9 protein-coding genes are annotated in these 13,252 nt (G+C 60.1%); 6 read left to right on the top strand and 3 right to left on the bottom strand.

All coding sequences use genetic code 11. From position 1 onward, the window contains the following. Positions 1 to 17: 17 nt before the first annotated feature. Positions 18 to 971: an agmatinase gene (gene speB, locus SULPSESMR1_RS07850; protein WP_089420311.1), complete on the bottom strand. Its 954-nt coding sequence runs from the start codon at positions 969 to 971 to the stop codon at positions 18 to 20. A gap of 139 nt (positions 972 to 1,110) precedes the next feature. Here speB and guaB point away from each other — a divergent pair, with 139 nt between their 5' ends. The 3 genes from guaB to SULPSESMR1_RS07835 all read left to right on the top strand — a co-directional run bounded on the left by guaB (position 1,111) and on the right by SULPSESMR1_RS07835 (position 6,300). Then, the gene (guaB, locus tag SULPSESMR1_RS07845) at positions 1,111 to 2,559 is read left to right on the top strand and encodes an IMP dehydrogenase (RefSeq protein ID WP_089420310.1); all 1,449 of its coding nucleotides are present in this window, start codon (positions 1,111 to 1,113) and stop codon (positions 2,557 to 2,559) included. 46 nt (positions 2,560 to 2,605) lie between these two features. Further along, the gene (locus SULPSESMR1_RS07840; protein ID WP_349813524.1) at positions 2,606 to 3,853 is read left to right on the top strand and encodes an RsmB/NOP family class I SAM-dependent RNA methyltransferase; all 1,248 of its coding nucleotides are present in this window, start codon (positions 2,606 to 2,608) and stop codon (positions 3,851 to 3,853) included. A gap of 134 nt (positions 3,854 to 3,987) precedes the next feature. Further along, positions 3,988 to 6,300 (top strand): ATP-binding protein, encoded by a 2,313-nt coding sequence (locus tag SULPSESMR1_RS07835; protein ID WP_421086497.1) that lies wholly within the window; start codon positions 3,988 to 3,990, stop codon positions 6,298 to 6,300. A 6-nt stretch (positions 6,301 to 6,306) separates the two neighbouring features. On the opposite strand, the gene SULPSESMR1_RS07830 is transcribed toward SULPSESMR1_RS07835, so the two are convergent. Further along, on the bottom strand, positions 6,307 to 6,900 hold the full coding sequence (locus SULPSESMR1_RS07830) for a gamma-glutamyl kinase (RefSeq protein WP_089420309.1): 594 nt from the start codon (positions 6,898 to 6,900) through the stop codon (positions 6,307 to 6,309). 200 nt (positions 6,901 to 7,100) lie between these two features. On the opposite strand from SULPSESMR1_RS07830, the gene recA reads away from it, so the two are divergent. The 3 genes from recA to SULPSESMR1_RS07815 all read left to right on the top strand — a co-directional run bounded on the left by recA (position 7,101) and on the right by SULPSESMR1_RS07815 (position 11,268). Next, positions 7,101 to 8,174, top strand: coding sequence for a recombinase RecA (recA, locus tag SULPSESMR1_RS07825; RefSeq protein WP_089422222.1), 1,074 nt, complete (start codon positions 7,101 to 7,103; stop codon positions 8,172 to 8,174). 150 nt (positions 8,175 to 8,324) lie between these two features. Then, a complete protein-coding gene (gene alaS / locus SULPSESMR1_RS07820; RefSeq protein WP_089420308.1) occupies positions 8,325 to 10,979 on the top strand; it encodes an alanine--tRNA ligase in 2,655 nt (884 codons plus the stop codon). Between the two features lies 1 nt (position 10,980). Then, positions 10,981 to 11,268, top strand: coding sequence for a DUF1330 domain-containing protein (locus SULPSESMR1_RS07815; RefSeq protein WP_089420307.1), 288 nt, complete (start codon positions 10,981 to 10,983; stop codon positions 11,266 to 11,268). Between the two features lie 131 nt (positions 11,269 to 11,399). Here the strand turns inward: SULPSESMR1_RS07815 and typA are convergent, their stop codons facing one another. Then, positions 11,400 to 13,217, bottom strand: a complete 1,818-nt coding sequence (gene typA / locus SULPSESMR1_RS07810; protein ID WP_089420306.1) for a translational GTPase TypA — start codon at positions 13,215 to 13,217, stop codon at positions 11,400 to 11,402. Positions 13,218 to 13,252: the final 35 nt, after the last annotated feature.

The following is a 13,252-nucleotide window of genomic DNA, read 5'->3' as shown; positions in this document are numbered from 1 at the left end:
GGCAGTGCGGTCGGGTTCTAATTGCCCCTTGCGTGGAAAATGAACCCCAGCAGGTTCAACAGCACCTGCGCGGCAAGCACGGTGGTTGATCCTGTGGGGTCATAGTCGGGCGCCACTTCAACCAGATCAATTCCCACCACCTCGTGCGCTTGTGCAACACCCTGTAGCAATTCCAACACTTCGTAATACAGAAATCCACCGTGGCTGGGCGTGCCGGTGCCCGGAGCGATCGACGGGCAAAAGGCGTCGATGTCGATGGTGATATACAGCCGCGCCCCTGCGGGTATCCGTGCTAGCAAGGCCTGCGTGCCCATCTTGCGCGCCTGCCGGACCGAAATAATGTCGGAGCCCATCTGGCACGCATCTGCATAACCTTCGCGTGCTGTGGAAGACACGTTGCGAATGCCGACCTGCGTCAATCCGGTGACAAATGGCTGTTCGGCGGCACGGCGCATCGGGTTGCCGTGGCCGTGGCGCACACCGTGGCGTTCATCGACAAAATCCAGATGCGCGTCGATTTGCAGAACGTGAATGTCGCCCTGACCGTCAAAGGCGCGGATGCACGGAATGTTGACCGAATGATCGCCGCCGATCACCACAGGCAGGGCACCTGCCGCCAGCGCCGCACGCACGCCTGCTTCGATGTTGGCGTGGCTGCTTTCGGTGTCGGTGTGGATGATATCGGCATCGCCCATGTCCACGATCCGCACCGATGCGGGCAGATAGGTGACGTCGTCCTCGTGGTCATAGGCGCCCGCGTGTCCGAAACTGAAAAGCGTAGACGCCTCGCGCACCCCGCGCGGCCCGAACCGCGCACCGGCCCGCCATTGGGTGCCCGCATCAAAGGGTGCGCCCAGAATGGCCACGTCGGCCTCCAGCGCGTACCAGTCCGGCTGGTGGGGGCGCTTGGCAAAGGTCGAGATGCCGACAAAGGGCAGGTTCAGTCGTCCGCTGTCATAGGCATTGGGCATCCGGGCGGTTCCTTTTCAAAGGTGGTGGTCCGAGGATTGCGCAGGCAAAGCTGCCATGCAATCGGCCATTTGCCCTTTTCTTCCCGACCATCCCGTGAAATAGGAAATTGCCAACCGTAACTCCGATGCGAGGTGTGACATGGAGATTCGCGAGGCCCTTACCTTTGATGATGTTTTGCTGGTTCCGGCCGCGTCCAGCGTGCTGCCCAGCACCGCTGATACGCGCACTTGGGTGACCCAGTCTATTGCAATGAATATCCCGCTGCTCAGCTCGGCGATGGACACCGTAACCGAAAGCCGGATGGCCATTGCTATGGCTCAGGCAGGCGGGATTGGCGTTGTGCATCGGAACCTTGATATCGACGCCCAGTCCAAGGAAGTGCGGCGGGTGAAACGCTTTGAAAGCGGTATCGTCTACAACCCGATCACCCTGCGGGCCAATCAGACACTGGCCGATGCGAAGGTGCTGCAAGAACGCTATCGCGTCTCGGGTTTTCCGGTGGTGGACGAAACAGGCCGCGTTGTGGGCATTGTAACCAACCGCGACATGCGCTTTGCCAGCGACGATGCAACGCCGGTGAGCGTCATGATGACTTCGGACAATCTGGCGATCCTGCAAGAACCCGCAGACCGCGACGAAGCCATCAGCCTGATGAAGGCACGTCGCATCGAAAAGCTGCTGGTGACGGATGGAAAGGGTAAGCTGACCGGCCTGCTGACCCTAAAAGACACCGAACAGGCCGTGCTGAACCCGACTGCGTGCAAGGACGAGCTTGGCCGTTTACGGGTGGCCGCGGCGACGACGGTGGGCGATGCGGGCTTTGAACGCTCGCAGGCGTTGGTTGATGCCGGTGCGGACATGATCGTTATCGACACCGCACACGGACACTCCGAAGGTGTGGCCGAGGCGGTCCGTCGCGCCAAGGCGCTGTCGGGCGATTTTCAGGTGGTCGCGGGCAACGTGGCAACCGGGGCTGCCGTGCGTGCGCTGATCGACGCAGGCGCGGACGCGGTCAAGGTGGGCATCGGCCCCGGTTCGATCTGCACCACGCGCATGGTCGCAGGTGTCGGCGTGCCGCAACTGACCGCCATCATGGACTGTGCGGCGGCTGCGGGCGACGTGCCGATCATTGCCGATGGCGGCATCAAGTTCTCGGGCGATTTTGCCAAGGCGATTGCGGCGGGGGCATCCTGCGCGATGGTCGGCAGCATGGTCGCGGGCACCGACGAATCCCCAGGCGAAGTGATCCTGTATCAGGGCCGCAGCTTCAAAGGCTATCGTGGCATGGGCTCTTTGGGGGCGATGGCGCGCGGTTCGGCTGACCGTTATTTTCAGAAAGATGCGGCCAGTGACAAACTGGTGCCCGAAGGCATCGAAGGTCAAGTGCCCTATAAGGGCAGCGCAAATGCCGTGATCCACCAGCTGGTGGGCGGTTTGCGCGCGGCGATGGGCTATACCGGCTGCGCCACCGTGGCCGAGATGCGCAAGAACTGCCAGTTCGTCAAAATTACCAACGCGGGCCTGTCGGAAAGCCATGTGCACGATGTGCAGATTACCCGCGAAAGCCCGAACTACCGCGTCGGCTAAGCCGTCCGATATGCACCGGTCCGAAGATAATTCGGGCCGGTGCGTCTTGTTTGCCTCCTATGCACCGCACCTGATTTACCCGATAGGATATATTTATCATGACCTTGATCACCTCTTCTCACCTGCGGTGCCACCCGTGACCCCCGGTGCGCGGGTTGCCGCGTCGATCGAGATTCTAGACGATATTCTGGCCGGACAGGCCGCCGAACAGGCGCTGACCCGCTGGGCGCGCAACAGCCGCTTTGCTGGCTCCAAAGACCGCGCCGCCGTGCGTGATCTGGTCTTTGCCGCGCTGCGTACATGGCGCAGCGACGCGGTGCTGGGCGGCGGTGCGGATGGTCGGGCGCGGATGATCGGCCGGTTGCGCGCTGAAGGCGCGGACATCGACGCGCATTTTGACAGTGCAGGGCACGCGCCCGCACCGCTGGCGGAAGAAGAACAGCAGGCAGGGGCCGTCCCGACCGAGACAGGCGACCGATGGAACTTGCCCGAATGGCTGTTGCCGCAATGGCAAGCTGCGCTGGGGGATGACGCCGAAGCCGCAGCACTGCTGGCACAAGACCGTGCGCCGATCACCTTGCGCGTCAACACCCGCCAATGTTCGGTGGCCGACGTGCAATCCGCGCTGGAACGCGAACAGGTTCTGACCGAACCGAATGCCCTCAGCCCGACGGCGCTGACCGTGCTTAGCAATCCGCGCCGCGTGCGCCAGTCGCAGGCCTATACCGAGGGCTGGATCGAGATGCAGGACGCGGCCAGTCAGGCCGTTGTTGATGCGATCCCTGATGGCGTCCGTGCGCTGGATTACTGTGCGGGTGGTGGCGGCAAGGCGCTGGCGCTGGCTGCGCGCGGATTTACCGTCTGGGCGCATGACATTGCGCCGGGTCGCATGGCGGACATTCCCGACCGCGCCGAACGCGCCGCGGTGCAGATCCGCGTGGTGGCCCCCGACCAGTTGCCAGCGAAAGAGAAATTTGACGTGGTCCTGTGCGACGCGCCCTGTTCCGGCAGTGGTGCGTGGCGGCGTTCACCCGAGGGAAAATGGGCGCTGACCCAAGACCGTCTGGACGAATTGAACAGCGTTCAGGACGAGATTCTGGACACGGCGATGGCGCATCTGTCTGCAAACGGCACGCTGGTTTACGTCACGTGTTCGGTGCTGACCTGCGAGAACGAGGACCGGATTGCCGCGTTCCTGTCGCGCCATCAGGGTTGGAGCTGCATCTTGGAAAAACGCTGGCCGATCAGCGAGGCAGGCGACGGCTTTTTCACCGCACACTTGACCCGAGGGTAAGACGCTCTTTAGCGTACTACAGGATTTTAGCGGTCTGGCACCTGTTTTTTTATCCAAGCCTGCAACGCGGTTAATCTGTGGTTAATTGTTTTCGCGCGACAAGTAAGAGGACGATTCGAGCAAAGGGTGATGTTTTGCAAGGTACTGCACTGACCACAGGACCGGTGGGCCGCATTTCCGGAATTGGCGCGGCACGTTTGCGGGCCCTGATTATGGCGGCGGTGCTGCTGGGTGTGATGGCGGCGCTGGCGCCCGAAGGATTGGTGCAACTGGGGCTTGTAACCTCAGCGTTCACGGTGTGCGCGCTTTCGGCACTGATGTATGTGATCAGCCGACGCCAAAAAAAGCGACGCGCGATGGTCTTTGCCATTATGTCCGACTTTATCGAAAAAGATGCTGCACCCAGTCTGGTGACTGACGGCGACGGCCAGATCGCGTCGATGAACGCGGCGGCACGCGGGCGGTTCAATGCAGCACCGGGGCATACGCTGGCGGGACTGCTGCGCGATACATTCGCCAATCCGGGCGGCATTATTTACCGCCTGAAAACCGCCGCTGACGTGGATGGCTCCGCCCGCGAGGATATTGCGACCCGCAAGAACCATATCCGTCTGGCCGTGCATCTGATGGGGACCGATGCATATTTGTGGCGCATGGAAACCGTTGCAGACCGCACGGTGGTCAAAGGTCAGGAAGGGCCGGGCCTGCCGATGATCATGATCGGGCGCACCGGTGCCATCTTGTTCATGAATGACGGAGCACGCGCCCTGATCGGCCACCGTGCCAAAACGCTCGATAGGGTGTTTCCAAACGGTGTGCCTGCCTTGGGTCAGGTGTCAGAACTGTCCACGCAGGACGGCACGATGCACTGTTCGGTCACCGAAGTGGACGGAGGTGCAGGGCGGCGTGCGCTGTATATATTGCCCGTGGCGCAGCCGGCATCACAGTCGGCACCTGCGGACAGTTGGAATGCCTTCGAGACCCTGCCTGTGCCGCTGGTTCTGATCACGCCGGATGGCCATGTGAAGGCACATAACCGGTCAGCCGCCGCATTGGTGGGCGACGGAATGGCAAGAAATGTGCATCTGGCCACCCTGATGGAAGGGCTGGGCCGCCCGATCACCGACTGGCTGGCGGAAACCGTGGCAGGGCGCGCCGTACAACAATCGGAATTCCTGCGCCTGAAACGGTCCGACAAAGAGATGTTCGTTCAGGTCAGCCTGAACCGCGTCACCGAAAACGGCGAGGCAAGCGTGATTGCGGTTCTGACCGACGCAACCGAGCTGAAAACATTGGAAGCGCAATTTGTGCAAAGCCAGAAAATGCAGGCCATTGGCCAACTCGCGGGTGGTGTCGCGCATGACTTTAACAATCTGCTGACCGCGATCTCCGGGCATTGCGACCTGCTGCTTTTGCGCCACGATCAAGGCGATGCAGATTATAGCGATCTGGTGCAGATCAACCAGAACGCCAACCGCGCGGCGGCATTGGTGGGGCAGTTGCTGGCGTTCTCGCGCAAACAGACCTTGCGCCCCGAGATGCTGGATATGCGCGACACGCTGTCGGACCTTACGCATCTGCTGAACCGGCTGGTCGGTGAAAAAGTCACGCTGACGCTCAGCCACGATCCGATGCTGCAAGCGATCCGTGCCGACAAACGCCAGTTGGAGCAGGTTTTGATGAACCTTGTTGTCAACGCTCGCGATGCCATGCCGAACGGCGGCGAGATCCGTATTGAAACCGAATGCACGACGTTGAGCGAGCCGATGAAACGCGACCGCGTGACCGTGCCTGAGGGGCAATATGTCACCGTGCGCGTGGTCGATCAGGGCACGGGGATTGCCCCGGACAAGCTGCAAAAGGTGTTCGAGCCTTTCTTTACAACCAAACGCACCGGTGAGGGCACGGGGCTGGGGTTGTCCACGGCTTACGGTATCGTCAAACAGACGGGCGGTTTTATCTTTGTCGACAGTGCGGAAGGGCAGGGCACCTGTTTCTCGCTGTTATTTCCGGTCCTGCACGGCGCCCCCATGTCGGCAAAGGTACCGGCGGCAATTGCCAAGATGCCGTCGCCCAGCCACGGGGACGGTGTGATCCTGCTGGTCGAAGACGAAGCCCCGGTGCGCGCCTTTGCCAGCCGCGCGTTGCGGTTGCGCGGCTATACCGTGCTGGAAGCGGATTGTGCCGAATCCGCATTGAAAACGCTGGAGGATACCGAGCTTAATGTCGATTTGTTCGTAACCGATGTGGTAATGCCAGGCAAAGATGGCCCAAGCTGGGTGCGCGAAGCGCTGAAATCACGACCCGAAGTGCGCGTAGTGTTCGTGTCGGGTTATGCCGAGGACAAGCTGAGCAACGATCAAGCGTCGATTCCCAATTCCGTCTTTCTGCCCAAGCCATTTTCGCTGAACGAGCTTACCGAAACGGTGCACAAACAGTTACACTGACGCGGCTCAGCCGATGCTGTCGTACAGATCGAACTCTTCCGAGAACTTGCGCCGGAATCGTTTTGCAATGTCCGGCGACAGGTTCAGCGGCATTTCGGGCGATACATTCTCGCGGGCCAGATCCAGAGTCACATCCAGACGTTCGCATAGAAATGCCTGCAAACGCGGCTGGTCCTCATAGCGGAACAGGTGGGTCACACCGACGCCATTGGGTTGTGCTTCGAGAAACTTGAACTGGCTGCCCACATCGGCAAACCCCGGTTTCTTGCCTTTCATGTAGGCCAGCACGAACTCATCAAAGCTGATCCCATGCGTTGCATTGGCTTTGCCCGCCATAAAAGGCCGCTGGCGATAGCGCCACCAAGATCCCAACCAGCTGACCGGTTCACGCATCACTGCCACGACCTCCAGCTCGGTATCGCACACTTTCAGAAACATCGGGCGCACAAAGCGGTTGTACCGGTAAACCGGCGCGTGTTTCAGCATCGGCGGTTCCGAAATCACCATGTCGGCGCGCGGACGCAAGGCGCTTTCATAGGCGGTGGTTCCGGTTTTGGGCACCGACAGAAAGACTAGGCGTTCCTTAAAGAAAACAAGCATTTATCCCGACGCCTTCGTAAATATTTGTCCGATTTCAAACTGTTCACCACTCTTTAACAATTATTACGCCAAAGTGGGACAGGAAAAATTAGATTGAAATGTTCTCATTTTGTCCTCATACAGAACACAAGAAGAACATTGAAGCAGCACAGGCAGCGATTGCCGCCCCCTTCGGGGTATGACACTAAGGGATGATAACAATGGCAACGGCAGATCTTTTGACAATGGACAGCAAAAAAAACGCGGACAAGCAAAAGGCGCTGGACAGTGCGCTGGCACAGATCGAACGGCAATTCGGCAAAGGTTCGATCATGAAGCTGGGCGCGGAAGGCGCCGTTCAGGATATCACTGCCAGCTCGACCGGGTCGCTTGGCCTGGACATCGCGCTGGGGATCGGCGGCCTGCCGATGGGCCGCATCATCGAAATCTATGGCCCTGAATCGTCGGGCAAAACCACGCTGACGCTGCACTGCATTGCAGAGCAGCAAAAGGCGGGCGGCGTCTGCGCTTTTGTTGACGCGGAACACGCGCTTGATCCGCAATACGCCAAAAAGCTGGGCGTGGACATCGACGAATTGCTGATCTCGCAACCCGACACCGGCGAACAGGCTTTGGAGATCACCGACACGCTGGTGCGTTCGGGGGCGGTCAATATGGTTGTGGTCGATTCGGTGGCAGCGCTGACCCCGAAATCCGAGCTCGAGGGCGACATGGGCGACAGCAGCGTCGGCGTTCAGGCCCGTTTGATGAGTCAGGCTATGCGCAAACTGACCGGTTCGATCAGCCGCAGCAACTGTATGGTGATCTTCATCAACCAAATCCGGATGAAGATCGGCGTGATGTTCGGCTCGCCGGAAACCACGACGGGAGGCAATGCGCTGAAATTCTACTCTTCCGTGCGGCTGGATATCCGCCGCATCGGCGCACTGAAAGACCGCGACGAGGTTGTCGGCAACGCCACTCGCGTCAAGGTCGTCAAGAACAAGGTCGCCTCGCCCTTCAAACAGGTCGAGTTTGACATCATGTACGGCGAAGGCATCTCGAAAATGGGCGAGTTGCTGGATCTGGGTGTCAAAGCGGGCGTGGTCGAGAAATCCGGCGCATGGTTCAGCTATGGCGACGAACGCATGGGGCAGGGCCGCGAGAACTCCAAACAGTTCCTCAAGGACAACCCTGCCGTCGCCATCGCCATCGAGGACAAGATCCGCGCGGCACATGGGTTGGATTTTGATGCGCCTTCCGGGGGCAAGGACGACGACGTTCTTGAAGGGTGATCATCTCTGTGGTCAGATGATTTTTCACAAGGCGCGCCGATTGGTGCGCCTTGTGTGTTTCACCGCGCCCCTTTGCATGGTGGACAGCGGAGAGATCGGCAGGTATCCCATCGCAAAGCCACTTTCCGCGCCAAAAAAGGCCCACACCACATGCCAACGCTGAACGACATCCGATCCACATTTCTGAACTTTTTTGAAAAGCAGGGGCACCAGATCGTGCCCTCAAGCCCGCTGGTTCCGCGCAACGATCCGACGTTGATGTTCGTGAACTCTGGCATGGTCCAGTTCAAGAACCTGTTCACCGGCGTCGAAACCCGCGACTACAACCGTGCGACCAGTGCGCAAAAATGCGTGCGTGCCGGTGGCAAGCACAACGATCTGGACAACGTCGGCTATACGGCGCGCCATCATACGTTCTTTGAAATGATGGGCAACTTCAGCTTTGGCAACTATTTCAAGGAAGAGGCCATTACCTACGCCTGGGAATTGCTGACCCAAGGGTTCGGAATTCCGGCAGATCGGTTGTTGGTTACTGTCTATCATACCGATGACGAGGCGGCGAACATCTGGAAAAAGGTTGCGGGCCTGTCCGATGACCGCATCATTCGCATCCCCACCGCCGACAATTTCTGGCAGATGGGGCCGACCGGTCCGTGCGGCCCATGCACCGAGATTTTCTATGACCACGGCGATCACATCTGGGGTGGCCCTCCGGGATCGCCCGAGGAAGATGGCGACCGCTTTATCGAGATCTGGAACGTCGTTTTCATGCAGAACGAACAGTTCGAAGACGGCTCGATGACGCCGCTGGACATGCAGTCGATTGATACCGGCATGGGGCTGGAGCGGATTGGGGCGCTGCTGCAAGGCAAGCATGATAACTATGACACCGACCTGATGCGCAGTCTGATCGAAGCCAGCGCCGATGTATCGAGCAGCGATCCCGATGGTCCGGGTAAAACGCACCACCGCGTGATCGCCGATCACTTGCGTTCAACCTCGTTCCTGATTGCAGATGGTGTGATGCCGTCGAATGACGGTCGCGGCTATGTCCTGCGCCGGATCATGCGCCGCGCGATGCGTCATGCGCATCTGTTGGGTGCCAAAGATCCGATGATGTACAAGCTGGTGCCCGCTCTGGTGCGCCAGATGGGTGCGGCCTATCCCGAATTGGGGCAGGCACAGGCGCTGATCACCGAAACGCTTGAGCTGGAAGAAACCCGCTTTAAACAGATGCTTGAGCGTGGATTGAAGTTGCTGGACGACGAATTGACTGGTTTGGCAGAGGGCGCTGCCTTGTCGGGGGCTGCGGCGTTCAAGCTCTACGATACGTTCGGTTTCCCCCTTGATCTGACGCAGGATGCCCTGCGTGAAAAAGGCCGCAGCGTCGATACCGAAGGGTTCGACAGTGCGATGGCCGAACAAAAGGCCAAGGCGCGCGCGGCGTGGTCCGGCTCGGGCGAGGCGGCGGATGCGGCCGTTTGGTTTGATGTGGCCGACACCGGCGGCACTACAGATTTCCTTGGCTATGACACCGAAACCGCCGAGGGGCAGATCGTCGCGCTGGTGCAGGACGGTGCACTGGTTGATGCTGTGGCGACCGGCCAGACCGTTCAGATTGCGCTGAACCAGACGCCGTTCTACGCTGAAAGCGGCGGGCAGGTGGGTGACACCGGCCTGATCCGCACTGAAAGCGGCAGCGCGCGAATCACCGACACGCGCAAGACTGCCGGCGTGTTCACCCACACCGCCACAGTTGAACAAGGCAGCCTGAGCAAAGGCCAATCCGTTGTTCTTGAGGTGGATCATGCGCGACGCACGTCGATCCGGGCCAACCACTCGGCCACGCACTTGCTGCACGAGGCGCTACGCAATGCGCTGGGGGATCACGTGGCGCAACGCGGTTCGCTGAACGCAGCAGACCGTCTGCGGTTCGACTTCAGCCATGCCAAGGCGCTGAGCGCCGAGGAACTGGCACAGGTCGAGGCCGAGGTTAACACCTATATCCGTCAGAACGCCGCTGTCGAAACGCGCATCATGACACCGGACGACGCACGGGCCATTGGCGCGCAAGCGCTCTTTGGCGAGAAATACGGCGACGAGGTGCGCGTGGTTTCGATGGGCCGTGCCGACACCGGCAAAGGTGGCGACGGGCAGACCTATTCGATCGAACTGTGCGGTGGCACCCATGTGCGCCAGACCGGTGACATCGGTGCCTGCGTGATCCTTGGCGACAGTGCCAGCAGCGCGGGTGTGCGCCGCATCGAGGCGCTGACGGGTGCCGAGGCTCTGGCCTATTTGCGCACGCAAGACACGCGTCTTGCGGCTGTAGCCGATACGCTCAAATCGCCTGCCGCCGAAGTGCCGGAACGTGTGCGCGCGCTGATGGACGAACGCAAAGCTCTGACAAACGAGATTGCCCAATTGCGCCGTGAACTGGCGATGTCCGGTGGCGGCAAGACTGAACCACAGGCCGAAGACGTGAATGGCACTGCATTTCTGGCGCAAGTGCTGACCGGCGTGACCGGCAAGGATCTGCCTGCCCTGATCGACGCCCACAAAGAGCGCATCGGCTCGGGTGCGGTTCTGCTGATCGCTGACGATAGCGGCAAGGTTGCCGTTGCCGCCGGTGTGACCAAAGACAAGGTTGAGACCCTCAGCGCGGTTGATCTGGTCAAGGCCGCCGTGGCGGAACTGGGCGGCAAGGGCGGCGGTGGCCGCGCCGACATGGCACAGGGCGGCGCCAAAGATGCCACCAACGCAGATGCAGCAATCAACGCGGCAAAAGCCGTCATCGGAGGATAACATGGGTGCACTCTGGATCGCACATGTGACAGTGACAGACGAAGATGCCTACGCAAAATATGCCAAGCTGGCTGGACCCGCTATCGCGGCCCACGGCGGCGCATTTATCGCACGCGGCGGACGCTTTGTGCAGCTTGAGGGCAAGGAACGCCCCCGCAACGTGGTGGCCCGATTTCCCGACGTTGAAACTGCCGAGAAATGCTACCACTCCGAGGCCTACCAAGAGGCACTTTCGCATGCCCGTGGCGCGTCCGAGCGTGAGCTTCTGATTGTCGAAACCTCGGACTGACGCCCGCTTCTTTTGGCGTTAAATATCTCAGGGGAATTGGCCGCAGGCCAAGGGGGCAGCGCCCCGATTCTGTTACAAACAAAAAAGGCGCCCACGAAAGGGCGCCTTTTTCACATCTTGGTTCAGCCGGATCAGGCCGATTTGGCCATTCGCTTGCGCTCGTGCGGATCCAGATAGCGTTTGCGCAGACGGATCGCATTGGGCGTTACTTCGACCAGTTCGTCATCGTCGATATAGGCAATCGCCTCTTCCAGTGACAGAGTGATCGGCGTGGTCAGACGCACAGCTTCGTCGGTGCCCGATGCGCGCACGTTGGTCAGCTGTTTGCCCTTCAGCGGGTTCACTTCCAGATCGTTTTCGCGGCTGTGCTCACCGATAATCATACCGGTATAGACCGCTTCCTGTGCGCCGATGAAGAACTTGCCACGGTCTTCCAGTTTCCACAGGGCATAGGACACGGATGTGCCGTTTTCCATGGAAATCAGAACGCCGGCACGACGGCCCGGAATGGTGCCTTTGTGCGGTGCCCAGCTGTGGAACACGCGGTTCAACACGCCGGTGCCGCGGGTGTCGGTCAGGAATTCACCGTGATAACCGATCAGGCCGCGCGATGGTACATGGGCCACGATGCGGGTTTTGCCAGCGCCTGCGGGCTTCATCTCGACCAGTTCGCCTTTGCGCGCGCCGGTGATTTTCTCGATCACGGCACCCGAATATTCGTCATCCACGTCGATGGTGGCCTCTTCTATGGGCTCGTGGCGGACGCCGTCGACATCCTGAAACAGAACCTGCGGACGCGAGATCGACAGCTCAAAGCCTTCGCGGCGCATGTTTTCGATCAGAACACCCATCTGCAATTCGCCACGGCCCGCGACTTCGAACGCCTCGCCGCCGGGGGTATCGCTGATTTTGATGGCGACGTTGCTTTCGGCTTCTTTGTGTAGACGGTCACGGATGACGCGGCTTTGCACCTTTTTGCCGTCACGACCTGCCAACGGGCTGTCGTTGATGCCGAATGTAACGGTGATGGTGGGCGGATCGATCGGCTGGGCGGGGATCGCTTCGGTTACGGAGGCATCGGCCAGCGTGTCGGCCACTGTGGCTTTAGTCATGCCTGCGATCGACACGATGTCACCGGCTTCGGCAACGTCGATGGCGGTTTGGTCCAGACCGCGGAACGCAAGGATCTTGGTGCAGCGGAAATTTTCGATCAGCTTGCCGTCGCGCGACATCGCCTTGATGGTCTGGCCCGCTTTGACGGTGCCGGATTCAACGCGGCCTGTCAGCAGGCGGCCCAGAAACGGGTCGCCGCCCAAGGTGGTGGCCAGCATGCTGAAGGGCTGGTCGGCATTTGCGACCTGTGCGGGTGCGGGCACATGGCTCAGGATCAGGTCGAACAGGGCGTCCAGACCGTCGCGTTTACCGTCCAGCTCCATATCTGCCCAGCCATTGCGCCCCGAGGCGTACATGGTGGGAAAGTCCAACTGCTCGTCGGTCGCATCAAGGTTGGCGAACAGGTCAAAACATTCGTCCAGCGCGCGGTCGGGCTCGCCGTCGGCTTTGTCGACCTTGTTGACCACAACGATCGGGCGCAGGCCCAGTTTCAACGCTTTCGAGGTCACAAATTTGGTCTGCGGCATCGGACCTTCTGCGGCGTCCACCAACAGCACAACACCGTCAACCATCGACAGGATGCGTTCGACTTCGCCACCAAAGTCGGCGTGGCCGGGGGTGTCAACGATATTGATCCGCGTGCCTTTCCACTCCACCGACGTGGGTTTGGCAAAGATCGTGATGCCGCGTTCGCGTTCCAGATCGTTGCTGTCCATCGCGCGTTCGGTGGTCGCCTGATTTTCGCGGTAGGTGCCCGATTGTTTCAGCAATTCGTCGACCAATGTTGTTTTTCCGTGGTCAACGTGGGCGATGATTGCGATGTTGCGCAGTTCCATAGGTTCAGCCTTTAAGGGTAAGTTGCCGCGCGCAT

Source organism: Pseudosulfitobacter pseudonitzschiae (assembly GCF_002222635.1).
In the GTDB taxonomy this organism is placed as follows: Bacteria; Pseudomonadota; Alphaproteobacteria; order Rhodobacterales; family Rhodobacteraceae; genus Pseudosulfitobacter; species Pseudosulfitobacter pseudonitzschiae_A.
This window is presented reverse-complemented; position numbering and strand designations above follow the sequence as displayed.